Raw genomic sequence first — 16,604 nt, 5'->3', positions numbered from 1 at the left:
ATACGTGTGGAGTTTCGCACCTACCGGTTAACGACGGTTAAAGTCTAATCCTCAATTGTCTCGGATTTGGTGGATTTTGTGCCCATCAGTTTGAAAACCACTGGTGCGCCAATGACCACCATGGCGATGCGCAGCACATGCATCGCGGACACAAAGGCTGTGTCGATGCCAAGGATCAGGGCAATCAGGGCCATTTCGGCCAGCCCACCGGGGGCAAAGGACAAGACCAGCACTTCCACTGGCCGATCCAGAAAGCCCGACAGAGAATAGGCTGCAAGGGCTGCGGCGATGACCATAAGGATGCCGGATATCATCCCTGCCGAGATGATTTTCCGGGCATCGGCTAGTGTGAGACCAGCAAACCGGCACCCTATGGAAGCGCCGACCACCACTTGTGCTGCGGCTACGATTTCGACGGGTGGCTTGCCACTTGAAAGACCGGCCAGGTGAACAGCCGCACTCAGCACCATTGGCCCGATCAAAGAGCCGGCGGGCACACGGCTTAAGCGGCCCAAGGGAACTCCAAGCACGGCACAGCCGCTCAGCATGACGGCCTCATAGAGAGCAAGATCTATCAGGGAGCCGACATCTCGCGGCAAGGCTGGTATCTCCAACCCCTCCACAACCCGGAAATAGACGGGGATCGTGGCCACCACCACAAGAATGCGCGTTGCGTGGATGAGGGAAATTGTCCTGATGTCCGCCCCCAGCTCATGGCCCATGATCGCCATTTCAGACAGGCCACCGGGGGTTGCGGAAAAATACGCCGTGGTGGTGTCGTAGCCTGCGCCAAAGCGAAAGACGATAAAGCCTGTGGCGGTCACAAAGGCGATGAAGACCGCAAGCACCAGAATGTCGGGCCACCATCCCAACATCTGAGACAGCAATTCAGGCGTAAAGGCGCTGCCCAGCATGACGCCGAGAACGGCGATCATGGTGGTGCGCAACCATGCATAGATACCCAGCTTGGTTAGCCCGGCCATTGCCACACCAGTGGTGATGAACATGGCGCCCAGCATCCAGGCCAGGGGCGCGCCAGCAATAGCGAAGAGGCCACCGCCCACGCTGGCGATCAGCAGTGTTGTTGCGACAGTTCGAAAGTCCGGAGGTGTGGAGCCGGGCAAAGCCAAACCTCCGGCGGCAACAGCCGAGAGGCTGTCCTTGGGAGGTTGGGGCGCAGAGGTCACGGCAGGAACTGCTCCGCGATAATCCGCTCATCAAGATTGCGGTCGCGGTCAAACAGCATGTGCAGGCCGATGTCTGATGCTTCTTCGATACTCGCCTTGCGGACCGAGCGGAATTCCTGATGGTCGGCGACAGCACTTACCGGCCGCTTGGCGGCCTCGAGAACTTCAATCTGAACACAGGCATTGTGGCGCAGCAATGCGCCACGCCAGCGGCGCGGCCTGAACGCACTGATGGGTGTCAGGGCCAGAAGCTGTGCCCCCAGCGGCAGGATCGGTCCGTGAGCGGAGAGGTTGTACGCCGTGGAGCCCGCAGGTGTCGCGACCAGCAAACCATCGCAGACGAGTTCTTCCATGCGCGTCTTGCCATCAATCACGATGCGCAGTTTGGCTGCTTGATAGGTCTCGCGCAGCATGGAGACTTCATTGATGGCCAAAGCTTCCGCGTGCTCGCCATTGACGTCTTCCGTCCTGACCCGCAGGGGGTGGATGGTCGTGTGTTCCGCTGCCTCGATGCGCGCTGGAAGATCGTCCTCGGAGTAGTCATTCATGAGGAAGCCGACAGAGCCGCGGTTCATGCCGTAGATCGGGTGGCCATTGCCCAGTTGCGCGTGCAGCGTCTGCAGCATGAGGCCGTCGCCCCCAAGCGCCACAATGGCGTCTGCCGTCTTTGGGTCCGCATTGCCATAGCGTGCAGTCAGCGTTTTGAACGCGTCCTGCGCCTCGTCATGGGGACTGGCGACAAATGATAGTTTTTCAGGGGGCATGTTTTTTGGCACTGGGGGCAATGGGGTAGGGTAGTGACCTTAGCCCAGAAGGCTTGCCAGAAGAAGAACGTAAAAGGCGCGTGATGTCAGACCCCGATGCGATTGTATTCATCTATTCAACAGCTCCCTCTCAGGCCGAGGCGGAGCGGTTGGCAGGGGCAGTTATCGAAGCCGGTCAAGCCGCCTGCGTGAACATGCTGCCGGGGATGAACTCTATCTATATGTGGCAGGGTGAGTTGCAGTCCGAATCTGAAGTCGCGTTGCTTTTCAAAACGACCCAGCAGAGCTGCCGGGCGGCCATGGATACAATTATCCGGATGCATCCTTATGACACGCCCGCAGTCACTGCTTTTGCCGCGTGCGATGTCGACCCGCTATTTGCTGAATGGGTCAGGACTGAAACCGGGGCTGAAACTCGGGACAAGAATTAGCGTCCATGCATTTCGTGCGCGCGCCATCCGGTGTATTGCTGAGGCAATAGAGCGGGCGCATGCAGGGAGATGTCACGATGGCTGCCACACATATTCTTTCCATTGACCAGGGGACCACGTCCTCCCGCGCAATCGTATTTGATGGTGCCGGATCGCCTGTGGCCTCGGCCCAGAAGGAACTGACCCAGCATTTTCCCAACGATGGGTGGGTCGAGCATGACCCTGTCGAAATCTGGAATGACACTCTCGCAGTGTGCCGCGAAGCAATCGCCGACATTGGTGTGTCTGAGATCGCCGGCATCGGCATTACCAACCAGCGCGAAACAACAGTGGTGTGGGACCGGGCGACCGGTGAGCCTGTGTATCGCGCCATCGTCTGGCAGGACCGGCGGACGGCGGATGCGTGTGCGGCCCTGAAGGCGGATGGTCACGAGGCGTTGTTCAAGCAGCGGACCGGCCTGTTGCTGGACCCGTATTTTTCGGGAACCAAAGTCGCCTGGATACTGGACAATGTGGAAGGCGCGCGTGCCCGTGCTGAGAAGGGTGAGTTATGCTTTGGCACCATCGATAGCTGGCTGGTGTTCAACCTGACCGGCAAGGAGGTGCACGCTACGGATGTCACCAATGCCTCGCGCACCCTGCTTTTCAACATCGAGACTCAGGACTGGGACGATGAACTGCTGAACATCCTTCGTGTACCGCGAGACATGCTGCCGCGTGTTCTGGACCCTGCCGCGGTTTTTGGCACTGCGGTCGAACAGCACTTTGGAGCACCGGTTCCGGTTGCGGGCATTCTTGGGGATCAACAGGCTGCAACAGTCGGGCAGGCATGTTTTGCGCCGGGCTTGATGAAATCCACCTACGGCACGGGCTGCTTTGCGCTGGTGAATACGGGCGAAACGAAAGTGGACAGCGCCAACCGGCTGCTCGGCACAGTCGCCTATCGGTTTGGCGGTAAGCCGACCTATGCGCTGGAGGGATCAATCTTCATGGCGGGTGCCACGGTTCAGTGGCTGCGCGACAAGATGGGTCTGATTGCATCGGCTCAGGAGAGTGAGGCTCTCGCCAAGGAAGCTGACCCCGCGTCCAACGTGTATCTGGTGCCGGCCTTTACCGGTCTTGGAGCGCCCTATTGGGACCCGCATGCGCGGGGCACGATTGTGGGCATGACGCGTGATACAGGGCGGGCCGAAATTGTTTGTGCAGCTCTTGAAGCCGTGGCATTTCAGACCCGTGATCTGATGGATGCCATGGCCGATGACATGAGCCGGGCGGGCCTTACGGCTCCCACCGAACTTCGGGTGGACGGCGGCATGGTGGCAAATGACTGGTTCTGTCAGGTGCTCGCAGACACGCTGGGTCGTCCGATTGCGCGGCCCGCCGTCACGGAAACAACGTCGCTGGGGGCCGCCTTTGCTGCGGGGCTCACCGTTGGTCTGTTCAAGTCAACGGATGATGTCGAAGCTATCTGGCAGTTGGACAAAACCTTTGATCCGCAAAAGCCTGAGGACTGGCGAGAAGGTCGCTACGCTGGCTGGCAGGACGCTGTTCGGCGTGCCCGCGTAGAGTGAGGCATGTGAACGGGCCGGGTCGAGTTCATCTCTGCATTCGGCTATAGTCATCCCACGGTTGCCGGTGGGCTAACGAGCAGCCGCAATGCTCTGGTCTGACCAGGGATAGGGAGGACTCGTCATGAGTGCACTTATCAGCCAACTCAAAGACCTGCTTGGGTCGCACGGCTACCTTGAAGGAGCTGATGCTGAAGCCAAGGCCCAGTCGGGCTGGAGCCATTTGGGAACCCCGCCAATTGTCCTGAGGCCTGCCTCCACGGAAGAAGTCTCAAAGGTTCTGAAGCTCTGCCATGAGGCCGGGCAACCCATCGTCGCGTGGGGTGGACTGACCGGGCTGGTTGAAAGCGCCAATGTGGGCCACGGCGAACTGGCCCTCTCCCTTGAACGCATGCATGCGATTGAAGAAGTGGATGAGATTGCGGGTACCGCAACCGTTCAGGCCGGGGCAGTCCTTCAGACAGTTCAGGAAGACATTGAAAAGCATCATTTGATCCTGCCACTTGATCTGGGTGCGCGGGGGTCCGCCACCATTGGTGGCAACATCGCGACAAATGCGGGCGGCAACCGCGTCATTCGCTACGGCATGATGCGCGACATGGTGCTGGGGCTGGAAGTGGTGCTGGCCGATGGCACCGTTTTGTCGTCCCTTGGCAAGATGATCAAGGACAATGCCGGTTATGATCTCAAACAGCTGTTCATTGGCTCTGAGGGCACGCTTGGTGTCGTCACCCGAGCCGTGCTTCGGTTGCGCCGTAAGCCGGACAGTCAGGACACAGCCTTTATCGCGGTGGATGAGTTCAGCAAGTTGCCGAAACTGCTGGACCACATGGACCGCAAACTTGCCGGCACGCTCTCGGCATTCGAGTGCCTGTGGAACGATTTCTACCGGTTGCTGACGACAGAACCCGCAAGCCATATACCGCCGCTTGCACAGGATCAGCCTTACTACGTGCTGGTCGAAGCGATGGGTGCGCAGCAGGAGCAGGACACACAGCGGTTTGAAAGCGCGCTCGAAGAAGCCTTTGAGAAAGAACTGATCGTTGATGCCGTGCTCGCCAAGAACCAGAGCGAGCGCGACAAGATGTGGGCGATCCGTGACGACGTGGGGCAGGTGGCTCAGAACTGGCCGATCTTCACGTTCGATGTGAGCCTGCCGGTCAAGGACATGGAAGCCTATGTCAGTGAAACAAAGGCGCGACTAACCAAGACCTATCCGGATCACACGGCCATGATCTTCGGCCATCTGGGTGATGGAAACCTCCATGTCATCGTCGGCGTCGGGGATGACAGCGTGCAGGCGCGGCGGGGCGTTGAAGCCTGCGTCTATGAGCCGTTGCGATCTCGCGGTGGATCTGTTTCAGCTGAGCACGGTGTCGGCCTTGAAAAGCTGCCCTATCTGCTTGTGACCCGCACGCCGGAAGAAATTGCCACCATGCGGGTGATCAAGCAGGCGCTGGACCCCAAGGGTATCCTCAATCCGGGCAAGATTTTTGAGGCACAGCCTTTGAAAAGTGCTGCCGAGTAGCCTGGCTTTGCGTGCGTTGGGCGTGGGGGTCGAAATGGGGGCAATTTTGCCTTATACCGTGAGCTAACACCTTATGGTGTCGAGGATTTAGGCGGTTTGAGTATCGGTGGCAGATGATTTGCTGCCTGCTCCAGGGATGGGCTTGGGTGCCATGCCGCTCGTAAACAAGCCGCGCCAAGCGGCCCGGGAAAGGAAGACTTGATGTCCGTTGCTTTTGAAATGCCAAAGTATGACGAGATTGAATCCGTCAAAGACAAGGTTTCACCAGAGGAATGGCAGGCGCGCGTCGACCTCGCAGCGCTCTACCGCCTCGTGGCCTCCTATGGCTGGGATGATCTGCTGTTCACCCATCTTTCCGCCCGCGTGCCCGGCCCGGAGCATCACTTCCTGCTGAACCCTTTCGGCATGATGTTTGAAGAAGTGACAGCATCATCGCTTGTGAAGGTCGACAAGGACGGCAACAAGGTGATGGACAGCCCGTATGACATCAACCCGGCTGGCTTCACCATTCACTCAGCCGTTCACATGGCGCGCGAAGACGCCAAATGCGTGATGCATCTGCATACGGATGATGGTGTTGCCGTATCGTCTCAGGCTGCTGGCCTGATGCCGATCACTCAGCACGCCATGCAGTGCGGCGAAATTGCCTATCATGAGTATGAAGGCGTGGCGCTGGATCACGAAGAGCGCGACCGCATCGTCAAGGATCTGGGCGACAAGCAGTTCATGCTGCTGCGCAATCACGGCACTTTGACGGTTGGCCCAGACATTCCTGCGGCCTTCCTTGCCATGTATTACCTCGAGCGCGCCTGCACCATGCAGATTCGTGCGCTGGCCGGTGGTGTGGACGTCAACAACCCGCCACAGGGCACCCACGAAAAAGCAACGCATCAAAGTGAAGTGCTGTTTGACGGCTCCGCCAGCCCGCTGGTCTGGCCGCCAATGCGGCGCAAGCTTGATCGTCAGGACCCCAGCTATCGCACCTAGACTTTAGCGGGAAACATGATTTTGAAGCCGGCTGCAACGTTTGTTCGTTGCGGCCGGTTTCTTTTTGAATTGACAATTTGTCAGGACCAGTGAGACTCCAACAATGACCAATGCAACAACAGTGGCTGAACCCGCTATCGGGACCGACGAGGGCGCAGGACGCAAGCCGCAGCAGCGCGGTGATACGCGTGGCCGGTTGCTTGCCGCAGCGCAGGACCTGTTTGTCAGCAAGGGCTTTCACGCCACGCGGCCGCAGGACATTTCTAAGGCCGCCGGTGTTGGACACGGCACGTTCTATCTGCATTTCAAGGACAAGCAGGCCTGCTTCCTGGCATTTGCCGAAGCAGCGGCGGAAGCGCTGGATGCCTATGTGGAGAGCCATGCCGGTGAAGAGCTGACGCCCTATGAGGCGATCCGGGAATCCATTCGGCTGACTTACGATTTTTCGAGAGCCCATCCCGGCCTTCTTGCGGCTGCCTTGACCGACATGAGCGTTATCGACGGCGGCGAGGGTGGGTCCATACTCATGGGCCGCTGGGGCATTATGTGGGGCGAAATGCTGGCTGACTGGCAGGCAGAGGGCAAAGTGGCTCCGCATGTGGACGCCGGTTTCATCGGCTACGCGATACCCGGGATCATTCGGCAGGCAGGCGAATACGCCGCTGGCAAAGAAACAACAGAACAAGAACCGCTCGATGCACTGATGGCTTTTCTTGCCGCGGGTCTCGGGCTCACAAAAAACGAGGAAACATAAGTAATGCCTATCAATGATCTGGCTGGCAAAACCGCATTCATCACAGGCGGGGCGAGCGGTATCGGCCTTGCCATGGCGAAGAGCTTTGGCGCGCGGGGCGCCAACGTCATGCTGGCAGACATTGAAGAAGGCCCCCTGAGAGAAGCCATCGCACTTCTGTCCAAGACCAACACGCAAGTGGATGGTGTTTTGCTGGACGTGTCCGACCGCGATGCCATGCGGGATGCTGCCAAGAAGACTGTCGAGCGCTTCGGCAAGGTGCATATCGTCTGCAACAATGCGGGCATTGGTGCCGGTGGTCCGATGGAAGAGGTGACACCATCCGACTGGGAATGGTCGATCGATGTGAATCTCAAGGGTGTTGTCTGGGGCATCGAGGCCTTCGTGCCGTTGATCAAGGAACACGGCGAAGGCGGTCATGTGGTGAACACGGCTTCCATGGCCGGCATTGTTCCGATTCCGGGGTTTGGTCCGTACACCGCGACCAAATATGCCGTCGTTGGCATGTCCGAAGACCTGTCTATGGAGCTTGAGCCTTTCGGCATCGGCGTGTCGGTTCTGTGCCCAGGATTTGTGGCGACGCAGATCGGCAATTCACGGCGGACGCGCTCCGCGAAGTATGGCGAAGAGGGTGAGCCTGATCAGGATGCGATTGCGCAGGCTGGCGACGCGGTGGCGGCCGGCATCCCGGCTGAAGCCGTAGGTGAGCGGGTTGTGGAATGCATTCTCGAAAACCGCCTCTATGCCTTCACCCACCCCGAGTTCAAGGAAAGTGCTGGCGCCCGGTTTGAGCGGATGGCGGATGATTTCGACTCCGTTGCGAACAGCGAAGCAATCAAGAATGTCGATCCGGAGATCAAGGAGCGCCAATTGGCGGCCTCCGCAGCCATCCAGGAATCGCTGAATTAGGCCGGTTTTGGGCCGTGGTGAACAAAAGTCTTGCAGACGTCCGTAAGTAGCACCACCTTACTTACATAATTGTCGGGAGGAGCAGCCGCCATGGAAACCGTTTCCAAGAGCGAAGCACCAGAAATCAAAGATAGCGCCTGGTATCAGCCGCGCGCTGCCATGCATGCCATTCGTGAGTTGATGCAGAACCCGGAAGACACCGCGCAGGTGTTCCGGATCATCAAGGCCATGAGTGGCCCGTCACGGGCAAAGACGTTCAAGCGTTTCTGTAAAACATCCGTTGGACGTCGTGTTCTTGCCAACCGTGAGAGCTTGGCTGACCGACTCAATGATCGCGATGCGCTGCGCGCGATGCCAGAGGGTTCGCTTGGTCGGGAGTATCTTGCATTCGTCGAACGGGAGAACCTTTCGGCTGATGGGCTGGCGGACGCAAGCGAAGAGGGTGGTCGCTATTTCCACACAGCGGATCAGGAGCTCTACAGCAACCGGACCCGCGACATGCATGACCTTTGGCATGTCACCACCGGTTACGGCCGCGACGGCCTTGGTGAGCTTTCGCTGCTGGCATTCTCCTATGCGCAGCTTGGCAATATCGGCATCGCGATGATCATCTATTTCGGTGCCCGCGGTGGCGTGCGTGAATCCGGTGACAAGCGCATCTGGAAAGCCATCTGGGAAGGCTACCGTCACGGTCGCCGCGCCACATGGTGGGCCGGTGAAGACTGGGAAGGTCTGTTGTCGGCACCGCTCGACAATGTGCGCAAGCAGCTTGGTGTCGCCAAGCCAGAAACCTACCGCGAAGTGTTCCGGGATCATCTTGCCGCTGCACAGCAGGCTGAGGCTGCCGCCGCCTAGGCATTTACATATCGTCGAAATTTGAAAAGCCTGTCTGATCCTTTGAATCAGGCAGGCTTTTCCTTTTGTACCGCCTGACATTTCCCATCTCCCGACAATCGAAACCTGTCAGGAGAACGAACCATGCGGCGTCCCAAGTTCATTGCCCGGCAAGCGGGCAACCCCCGAGGCTGGCTGGGGCGATTCATTTTCAGGATCATGGCGCGGGAGACTGCAGACGCGAACGTCGAGGCTCTAAGCCTACTGACGATTGATGCTGGTGATCACGTCATTGATATCGGATGCGGGCACGGTGCACATCTCAGCGCAATTGTGGAGAAGAGTGATGCAGGGCTTGTGGTCGGCTGTGATCATTCCGCAGAGGGACTTGGCGTTGCAGGCGGCTTCAATGGTCCGGCCATCGCCACTGGCAAAGTCCGGCTTGAACTTGCACCGGCGGACATGCTTCCGTTTGACGACGGGGCATTCGACAAGGCGCTGAGCATCCATACCATCTATTTTTGGGAGAATGCAGCGGCCTGTTTTTCTGAGATCGCCCGTGTGCTGAGACCCGGAGGCACATTCATTCTTGGCTTCAGGGCAGGTGAGGACCCGGAGTTTCGCGATAATTTTCCCGGCTCTGTCTACACATTCAGGCACTCTGAGGAGGTGCTGGCAATGCTGCTCGGCTGTGGTCTGCAAGTCACCAGAGTGCATCGTGCAGAAACTGGCGATCCAAACATTGTCTGGGCCGTGACAGAACGGATTGGAACGGTGAGAGAGGCAGGCGAGGCCGCTGCCTAGCTGGTCGGGCCGATCAGAACGATATGCACCGTGCGTGGGCCATGGGCACCCATGACGAGCGTTGCCTCAATGTCTCCTGTGCGGGATGGCCCGCCGATGAGATTAACAGCGCGCGCCACTCCCTGATTGTCTTTGGCATTTCTGGCCAGACGCCAGACATCCTCATAGCCGCCGGTAATCTCATCCACCTTGAGCACAAATATGTGGCGGTCCGGGAGAAGACCGAGACTGACCGGGTACTTGGCGCCCGACGTGACAGCTACGGCACCTGTCTCTGCCACGCCTGCAATGGCACGGGTGACGGAGGTGTTGCCGTCAAGGGCTTGTCTGCTGGTCTCAGCAGAAACGGTGAGGCCAGCCTGCAGCCAGTTGAGCGACGACAGATCTTCATCCATTGGCAGCATGACCTGCAACGGACTGTCCTGCTCATTCAGGTAGGCCGTGACTTTTGCAGGAACGTCGTCAAATGAGGGGCAGTCCGCAACAGTGCAGCCAAGTTCGATTGCTTTGGCGATGAAGAGGTCGAGGGCGTCCGCTGCTGCGGGCTTGCCCATGGCAGGCACCAGTTGGGGCGGGGGCGTTTCCAGCCGTGCCTTTGCTGCCGCGGGAGACGCATTGCCGCGTTTTGCGTCAGCTGCCTTGATCTTGGCGAAGATCGCGTTTCTTGCGTCACTCATCGGCGGCGGCCCTCCTTGTACTGACTGAGGAATGTGGGTTCTTGGGGGACGGCCAGGTCACGCGATTGAGTCCAGCCCTGTCCGATGAACGGCAGCCAGGTGGCAAGGCGTTTGCCACTTCGGCCTTTGGAGATCAGACGTAGTCCTATGCCTGCAAGATTGGTGGCGGCACGGTAGAGCGAGGGGTGTTTGCCCAGCCACGCCCACATGCCAAGGCCCCAGCGTTGGCCCGACGGCGTGAGGTGCGCCTCGAACTCCTTTTCGCGCCAATGGCGCATCATGGAGGGAAGGGGAATGCGTACCGGGCACACTTCCTCGCATTTGCCGCAGAAGCTGGAGGCATTGGGCAGCTTGGCGGCGCTGGAGACGCTGGCCAGTGCTGGCGTCCATACCGCACCCATGGGGCCGGAATAAACCGAGCCATAGGTCTGCCCGCCAACGGTTGAGAAGACCGGGCAGGAATTGAGGCAGGCTCCGCAGCGGATACAGCGAAGCATCTCCTCTACCGGCGTGCCGAGCATATCCGTGCGGCCATTGTCGACCAGCACGATGTCGAATTGCTCCGGCCCGTCAGCATCGCGGGCCCGACGGGGACCAGAATAGAGCGACACGTAGTTGGACGTGTCCTGACCCGTGGCGGAGCGCGCGAGAATGCGCAGGAACACCGACAGATCATCAAGGGTCGGCACGATCTTCTCAATGCCGGTCACAACGATGTGGCGTTTCGGCAAGGTCGCCGTCAGGTCCGCGTTGCCTTCATTAGTCACAAGAACGATCTGGCCGGTTTCTGCGACCAGGAAGTTGGCCCCGGTAATGCCCACATCGGCATTCTTGAACCGCTCGCGCAGAACGATGCGGGCTTCTTCCACCAGCTTGACTTTGTCTTCCACCTTTTCGGTGCGGCCGTGCTTCTTGTGGGCTTCGTAGAAGGTGTCAGACACCTGGCCCGCGTTGAGATGCAGTGCCGGACCCACGATGTGGAACGGTTTTTCGTTGCGCAGCTGAATGATGTACTCACCCAGATCCGTTTCGACGACGCTGTAGCCCTTGTCGATCAGGTGGTCATTGAGCTCGAGCTCTTCGGTCACCATGGATTTGGACTTGATGATGTCCTTGGCGCCGACTTCCTCGCATAGCCGCTCAACAATCGAGTTGGCTTCTTCGGCGGTGCGGGCCCAGTGAATGCGGCCACCGGCTTCTTCCGCCCGGGCCTCAAAGGCATCGAGATAGGTGCCCAGATTCTCAAGCACGTTGGTTTTGATGTCCCGCGCTGAATCGCGAAGACCTTCAAACTCGGGAAGCTCCGCCGCCTTCGCATCTCGCATCAGCGGAAATATCTTGCCGAAGACAAACAGACCCATCTGCAGTTGATCATCAGCAATTGCGGCGCGGGCTTTTTCGTCAAAATCTTTGGAGGTGACATGCATCAGGACGCATCCTCCTTGTCCAGGCCAGCGAGCACTTCTGCCACGTGGAAGGCACGGGTGCGTTCGCCACGCCGGGCGAGAGCGCCCTCCATGTTCAGCAGGCAGCCCACGTCACCGGTCACGATGGCGTCGGCATCTGTCTTGAGAATTTCATCAGATTTCTTGCGCACCATCTCACCGGATACGTCCGGGTATTTGACGCAAAAGAGGCCACCGAACCCGCAGCAGACTTCTGCGTCTTCCATCTCCTTGATTTCAAGGCCGTCAATGCTTGACAGCAAGGTGCGTGGTTGTTGCTTGATCTTGAGTTCACGCAAGCCTGAGCAGGCATCGTGATATGTAACGGTGGTGGTGTTCTTGCCTTCAATGGACGTCAGGCCAGCCATGTCGGTCAGGAATGAGACCAGCTCGAATGTCCTGGCAGCGATAGCGTCAATGTCTGCTTTCTCAGGGTCGGTATCATCAAACAGCCGGGGGTAGTGGACCTTTGCCATGGCAGCACAGGACCCCGATGGGACGACCACGTAGTCAAAGTCCTTGAACTGGTCGATGAAGCTTCTGGCAAAATCACGGGCACTTTCCCGATCGCCTGAATTGTAGTTGGGTTGACCGCAGCAGGTCTGGTCACCGGGCACACTGACTTCATACCCGGCGTCTTCAAGAAGCTTGAGCGAGGCAAAGCCCACACGCGGGCGCATGGTATTGACAAGGCAGGTTGCAAAGAGGCCAATCCTCTTTCCGTTGGTCGACGAATTTTCGGTCATCCAGGATGTTCCCATGAGGCATTTTTGCTATTAGACCGCGCTTGGCCGCCAAAGTGCAATTGCCATTCGCTGCCCATTCGGGATCAGGATCCCGGGTTTCAGGAATTCCCACAGTGAAAAACACGTTTCTGCCTATCTCGGTGCTGCTGTTCACCACGCTGCTTATGTATATGGGGGCCGGGCAACAGGGTATTCTTGTGCCCGTGAGAGCTGGCCTTGAGGGGTTCTCGCCGCTGACAATTGGCCTATTCGGGACTGCCTACGCCCTTGGCTTTATTGCCGGGTGTTATCTGATACCGGTTTCGCTGCGCCGGGTGGGGCATATCAGGACCTATGGCGTGGTCGCGTCTATCGCCGCTGTGGGCATTCTACTGCACGGATTGCTGGTCCATGCGGAGGTCTGGTTTGTCCTGCGGTTTGCAGCAGGCTTCTCGATTGCTGGCGCGGCCATGATTATCGAAAGCTGGCTAAACTCGCGCGTCAGCAATGAGACACGTGGCAGTGTGTTTTCGGTTTACATGATCGTTTATCTGTTCGCGGTGACAAGCGGCCAGATGTCATTGGTGGCGTTTGATCCAATGATGCTCGACTTGTTTGCGGTGTCCGCCATTCTCTTCACGCTGGCCTTGATTCCAACGTCGCTTACCAAGCTTCCCGTGCCGGAGGTGCCTGCGCGCGTGGAGCTCAATCTGAAGCACCTTTTCAAGCTGTCTCCTGTTGGTGCAGCGGGCGCGTTCATGGTGGGCATGGCAAATGGCAGCTTTGGGACACTGGGGCCCGTCTATGCGCAGGAAACCGGGTTTGATACGTCCGGAGTTGCCCTGTTCATGAGCCTTGCTCTTGTTGCCGGGGCTTTGGCCCAGTGGCCGTTTGGCAAACTCTCGGATCAGATTGACCGCCGCATTGTAATTGGCAGTGTTGGTGCCCTGGGATCAGTTGCCGGCTTGGCGATTGTTCTGTTCGGTGCACCCGGCGTCGTAACTCTGGGGCTTGTGTCGCTCTTTGGGGTGGCTGCGTTTTCGCTCTATGGCCTTTCGGTGGCCCATGCGAACGACCATGCCGAGTCATCTGACTTTATCATGGTGTCCGGCGGCTTGCTGGTCCTGTTTGGTATCGGATCAGCCGTTGGTCCTTTGGTGTCGGCAGCCCTGTCCATGGCGATGACATCGTCCGGCGTGTTTGCCTTCACCGCCGCCATGCATGGCGCGCTTGCACTGTTTGCCTTCTACAGAATGAGCCAGCGCGATGCGGTGCCCGATGAGGAAAAAGACGACTTCGTTGGATTTGCACGACCGACGTCACCTGAAGCTGCCGTTCTGGATCCGCGCGGGGAGGAAGAGGACGAAGCCGCTGACAAGCCGAGTGCTGTCTAACGTCTTTTGCCAGCCAGACTGAGCAGGGCGGGCAAGACAAAAACCGTTGCGATCAAGAGGTAGAGCATGGCGATGGTCAGCAATATGCCCATGCTGGCGGTCCCGGCATGTACCGATACGCTCAGGGCGCCGAAGGCACCTATGGTTGTCAGTGTGCTGAGCACAATCGCCCGTGGCGTTGACGACTTCAGAAGGCTCTCCAGGGAGCTATCCTTGCGGTAGCGCATCAACACGTGGATGCCATTGTCCACGCCCAGCCCCATGATCAGGGGCAGGACGATGATGTTGGCCTGATTGAACGGCATGTCGATGAGGACGCCTGTTGCTGCAGTTGCCACTGCCGCAAGCAAGAGTGGCATCAGGATAAGAGCTGTATCCCTGAAGCTTCCAGTGGCCATCAAAACGATGAGGGTCACTGCACACAGAGCAATGACCAGCGCCGTCACGAATGCGTTGACGACGATGTCTCCCACGGTCGCTTCGACAACAGCGCGGCCGGTGCTGTCGGGAAACAGCGATTTTACGTCGGCAACAAAGGCGCGCAGATCTTCTGTCCGGGTTACGTCACCTTTTGGCAAGCCAATAACCAGCGCCTGGCCGTCTGCGGAAAGATATCGTCCCTTCACGGGGGCAGGAATTTGGTCGAGCGAGGTGACAGGTTCCGCTTCAAAGATGTCGGTCAGTCTGCTGAGGTCTCGCGTCAATTGATCTGCAAGAGCTGTGTTCAGTCCTTCCAGTTGGGTCGGTGTCAGGGCTGAAAGCGCTGTTGTAAGGCCGTCCAGAGTGGCTCGGGTGTCGTGATGCGAGTCATCATTCATCGGGAACGACAGGCTATCGGGCACGGCAGCCGCTGGTCCGTTGATCTTGCTGAAGAGGGGGAAGAACAGGAATGCTGTGTCTTCTATCAGAGCCAGCTTCTCACCTTGGTCTGTCGGGATGAGGCTGTTGGCGGTTCGTACACTCCCCATGGTCGGGAGTGTCTTGAGCGCCGTGACGGTATCGCTTGATGCTTCAAGAGAGGGCGCAATCACATAGGCGGCGTAGTCGGTGGCCATGCCGCGCTCCTGCAGATCAGCAAGAGCAAGTATAGGTTCCGACTGACTGTTCTTGAGAGCTAGGGTTGAAAAATCAAAGCGGGCATTGGTGGCAATTGCAGCAGAAGCGATGCCGCAGACAACTGCCGCCATGGCAATGCCGCGTGCGTGGATCTGGCTGATCGCAAAAGCGCGACTGGTCAGGGCGGCAAAACTCCCGCCTGCATTGCGGTGGGCCGGAATGCCGAATTTGCCAAGGCTGGCAGGAATAACTGTGAGTGCGGCGATGAATGCCAATGCCATGCCGCCGCCGGCAATGACGCCGAGGTCTGCAAAGCCTTTGTAGTCGGTTGGCAAAAATGAGAGGAAGCCGATAGCGGACGTAACGGCTCCCAATGCGATGGCGGGCCCTACATCTTGGGCGGATGTGATGAGCGCCGGGCCGGTAGCTATTCCTTTTTCCACATCTTCCTGTGCGCGTAGGGCGTAATGGATTGCGAAGTCGATCCCCAGTCCAACAAACAGGACAGCAAAGCTGGCCGACAGCAGGTTGACTTCGCCGACACTGAACATGGCCCAGGCCATGGACCAGACACCACCGACTGCCAGCGTCATAACCATCACACTGACAATGCGACCCGACCGGACACCCAGACCCAGAACAACTGCCAGCATCACGAGTGACAGGGCACCGGCGAGACCAAGGCTCTCACGGACTTGCGAAAGTTCATCGACTGACAGAGGGATGTTGCCAGTGAGTCGGACGGTGAAGCCGTTTTCAGGCGTAAGGCCAAGGTTAACCGCAGTTGCGCGGATCACGTCGAGTTTGGCCCGCGGGGATAGGAAGTCGCCAGTGTCCTCGCGGATCTGAATGGAAATCAGTTCGATGGCGGTTTGCGCGTCGTTGCTGCCAAGGCTCCCGAGATTGAATCTCAGAGGTGGTGCTGCATCGTCAGCAATGGTTCTTGCGGCGCGGGTCAGGTCGTTGGCCAGGGCCATCAGGGAGGGATTCAGCTGACCGGTATCATCCAACTGCGTTAGTCCCTGACGCAGCAGGCTCAGGGTGCCAGCCAACCCTTTTTCATTTGCGACAATGGCAATGCCGGGTTGGGCCTGTACCAAGGCATCGAGCTGCGATGCGACGTCTTCGGTATCGAGGTACAGGAGCCCGTTCTGCAGGAAGAAGGGCATGGCGGCCGTTGTGAATATCGATCGAAAGATGTCCTCACGCGCTTCCAAAGCCTCAGCCAGGTCAGCTGCGCCGTTGGCAGCTGCAGAGCGTGAGGCTGATTCCACCACTACCAGTGTTGTGCGGCGGTAAGTCGGGAAGGCATCTCGAAAGCGATCAAACCGCTGTTGAAACTCTGAATTTGGGGCGATGAGCGAGGATTGGTCGGTATTCACACGAAATTGAGTGGTCGCGTAGAATCCTGCCGCAAATGTGCCAAGCATAAGCCCTAGAAGGGTAAAAACCGGGAAGCGGGTTATGATGGTGACGAGAGTCGCTAGAATTTGAGCCATTCAGCTATGGTGCATCTTTGATGGTGATCATACATGGCGGGT

15 protein-coding genes are annotated in these 16,604 nt (G+C 58.4%); 9 read left to right on the top strand and 6 right to left on the bottom strand.

What is annotated here, in order from left to right; all coding sequences use genetic code 11:
• Positions 1-44: 44 nt before the first annotated feature.
• Together ABXH05_RS00185 and ABXH05_RS00180 are read right to left on the bottom strand one after the other, a co-directional pair.
• Positions 45-1,187, bottom strand: a complete 1,143-nt coding sequence (locus ABXH05_RS00185; protein ID WP_353559245.1) for an AbrB family transcriptional regulator — start codon at positions 1,185-1,187, stop codon at positions 45-47.
• Positions 1,184-1,951, bottom strand: coding sequence for an NAD kinase (locus tag ABXH05_RS00180; RefSeq protein WP_348141527.1), 768 nt, complete (start codon positions 1,949-1,951; stop codon positions 1,184-1,186). Before ABXH05_RS00180 ends, ABXH05_RS00185 begins: the two co-directional genes overlap by 4 nt.
• A gap of 83 nt (positions 1,952-2,034) precedes the next feature.
• On the opposite strand from ABXH05_RS00180, the gene cutA reads away from it, so the two are divergent.
• From cutA to ABXH05_RS00140, 8 genes are all read left to right on the top strand, one after another.
• Positions 2,035-2,382, top strand: a complete 348-nt coding sequence (gene cutA / locus ABXH05_RS00175; protein ID WP_353559244.1) for a divalent-cation tolerance protein CutA — start codon at positions 2,035-2,037, stop codon at positions 2,380-2,382.
• 77 nt (positions 2,383-2,459) lie between these two features.
• Positions 2,460-3,953, top strand: coding sequence for a glycerol kinase GlpK (glpK, locus tag ABXH05_RS00170; RefSeq protein WP_353559243.1), 1,494 nt, complete (start codon positions 2,460-2,462; stop codon positions 3,951-3,953).
• A 121-nt stretch (positions 3,954-4,074) separates the two neighbouring features.
• The gene (locus ABXH05_RS00165; RefSeq protein WP_353559242.1) at positions 4,075-5,478 is read left to right on the top strand and encodes an FAD-binding oxidoreductase; all 1,404 of its coding nucleotides are present in this window, start codon (positions 4,075-4,077) and stop codon (positions 5,476-5,478) included.
• Positions 5,479-5,697: 219 nt separating this feature from the next.
• Entirely contained in the window at positions 5,698-6,465 is a 768-nt protein-coding gene (locus ABXH05_RS00160) for a class II aldolase/adducin family protein (RefSeq protein ID WP_353560960.1), read from the top strand.
• A gap of 103 nt (positions 6,466-6,568) precedes the next feature.
• Positions 6,569-7,219, top strand: a complete 651-nt coding sequence (locus tag ABXH05_RS00155; protein WP_353559241.1) for a TetR/AcrR family transcriptional regulator — start codon at positions 6,569-6,571, stop codon at positions 7,217-7,219.
• 3 nt (positions 7,220-7,222) lie between these two features.
• Positions 7,223-8,128: an SDR family NAD(P)-dependent oxidoreductase gene (locus ABXH05_RS00150; RefSeq protein WP_353559240.1), complete on the top strand. Its 906-nt coding sequence runs from the start codon at positions 7,223-7,225 to the stop codon at positions 8,126-8,128.
• A 90-nt stretch (positions 8,129-8,218) separates the two neighbouring features.
• Entirely contained in the window at positions 8,219-8,983 is a 765-nt protein-coding gene (locus ABXH05_RS00145; RefSeq protein WP_348141539.1) for a Coq4 family protein, read from the top strand.
• 123 nt (positions 8,984-9,106) lie between these two features.
• The gene (locus ABXH05_RS00140; RefSeq protein WP_353559239.1) at positions 9,107-9,766 is read left to right on the top strand and encodes a class I SAM-dependent methyltransferase; all 660 of its coding nucleotides are present in this window, start codon (positions 9,107-9,109) and stop codon (positions 9,764-9,766) included.
• Here ABXH05_RS00140 and ABXH05_RS00135 read toward each other — a convergent pair.
• From ABXH05_RS00135 to ABXH05_RS00125, 3 genes are read right to left on the bottom strand one after another with little or no spacing between them, the layout of a single operon-like run.
• Positions 9,763-10,443 (bottom strand): LutC/YkgG family protein, encoded by a 681-nt coding sequence (locus ABXH05_RS00135; RefSeq protein WP_353559238.1) that lies wholly within the window; start codon positions 10,441-10,443, stop codon positions 9,763-9,765. The genes ABXH05_RS00140 and ABXH05_RS00135 overlap by 4 nt on opposite strands.
• Positions 10,440-11,870, bottom strand: coding sequence for a LutB/LldF family L-lactate oxidation iron-sulfur protein (locus ABXH05_RS00130; protein ID WP_353559237.1), 1,431 nt, complete (start codon positions 11,868-11,870; stop codon positions 10,440-10,442). Before ABXH05_RS00130 ends, ABXH05_RS00135 begins: the two co-directional genes overlap by 4 nt.
• Entirely contained in the window at positions 11,870-12,634 is a 765-nt protein-coding gene (locus ABXH05_RS00125) for a (Fe-S)-binding protein (protein ID WP_353559236.1), read from the bottom strand. The genes ABXH05_RS00130 and ABXH05_RS00125 overlap by 1 nt, the downstream gene beginning before the upstream one ends.
• Positions 12,635-12,747: 113 nt before the next feature.
• Here ABXH05_RS00125 and ABXH05_RS00120 point away from each other — a divergent pair, with 113 nt between their 5' ends.
• Positions 12,748-14,007, top strand: coding sequence for an MFS transporter (locus ABXH05_RS00120; RefSeq protein ID WP_353559235.1), 1,260 nt, complete (start codon positions 12,748-12,750; stop codon positions 14,005-14,007).
• Here the strand turns inward: ABXH05_RS00120 and ABXH05_RS00115 are convergent.
• Positions 14,004-16,562, bottom strand: a complete 2,559-nt coding sequence (locus ABXH05_RS00115; protein ID WP_353559234.1) for an MMPL family transporter — start codon at positions 16,560-16,562, stop codon at positions 14,004-14,006. The two genes, ABXH05_RS00120 and ABXH05_RS00115, sit on opposite strands and share 4 nt — an antisense overlap.
• Positions 16,563-16,604 lie beyond the last annotated feature (42 nt).

This window comes from Pyruvatibacter sp. HU-CL02332 (assembly GCF_040362765.1).
GTDB lineage: Bacteria > Pseudomonadota > Alphaproteobacteria > CGMCC-115125 > CGMCC-115125 > Pyruvatibacter.
The sequence above is the reverse complement of the archived record's forward strand: the minus strand, read 5'-3'. Positions and strand labels throughout refer to the sequence as shown.

Bases quoted from the DNA above. Each gene is read 5' to 3' on its own strand.
- ABXH05_RS00180 (WP_348141527.1), bottom strand. From the start codon at position 1,951: ATGCCCCCTGAAAAACTATCATTTGTCGCCAGTCCCCATGACGAGGCG.
- cutA (WP_353559244.1), top strand. From the start codon at position 2,035: ATGTCAGACCCCGATGCGATTGTATTCATCTATTCAACAGCTCCCTCT.
- glpK (WP_353559243.1), top strand. From the start codon at position 2,460: ATGGCTGCCACACATATTCTTTCCATTGACCAGGGGACCACGTCCTCC.
- ABXH05_RS00165 (WP_353559242.1), top strand. From the start codon at position 4,075: ATGAGTGCACTTATCAGCCAACTCAAAGACCTGCTTGGGTCGCACGGC.
- ABXH05_RS00160 (WP_353560960.1), top strand. From the start codon at position 5,698: ATGCCAAAGTATGACGAGATTGAATCCGTCAAAGACAAGGTTTCACCA.
- ABXH05_RS00155 (WP_353559241.1), top strand. From the start codon at position 6,569: ATGACCAATGCAACAACAGTGGCTGAACCCGCTATCGGGACCGACGAG.
- ABXH05_RS00150 (WP_353559240.1), top strand. From the start codon at position 7,223: ATGCCTATCAATGATCTGGCTGGCAAAACCGCATTCATCACAGGCGGG.
- ABXH05_RS00145 (WP_348141539.1), top strand. From the start codon at position 8,219: ATGGAAACCGTTTCCAAGAGCGAAGCACCAGAAATCAAAGATAGCGCC.
- ABXH05_RS00140 (WP_353559239.1), top strand. From the start codon at position 9,107: ATGCGGCGTCCCAAGTTCATTGCCCGGCAAGCGGGCAACCCCCGAGGC.
- ABXH05_RS00135 (WP_353559238.1), bottom strand. From the start codon at position 10,443: ATGAGTGACGCAAGAAACGCGATCTTCGCCAAGATCAAGGCAGCTGAC.
- ABXH05_RS00130 (WP_353559237.1), bottom strand. From the start codon at position 11,870: ATGCATGTCACCTCCAAAGATTTTGACGAAAAAGCCCGCGCCGCAATT.
- ABXH05_RS00125 (WP_353559236.1), bottom strand. From the start codon at position 12,634: ATGACCGAAAATTCGTCGACCAACGGAAAGAGGATTGGCCTCTTTGCA.
- ABXH05_RS00115 (WP_353559234.1), bottom strand. From the start codon at position 16,562: ATGGCTCAAATTCTAGCGACTCTCGTCACCATCATAACCCGCTTCCCG.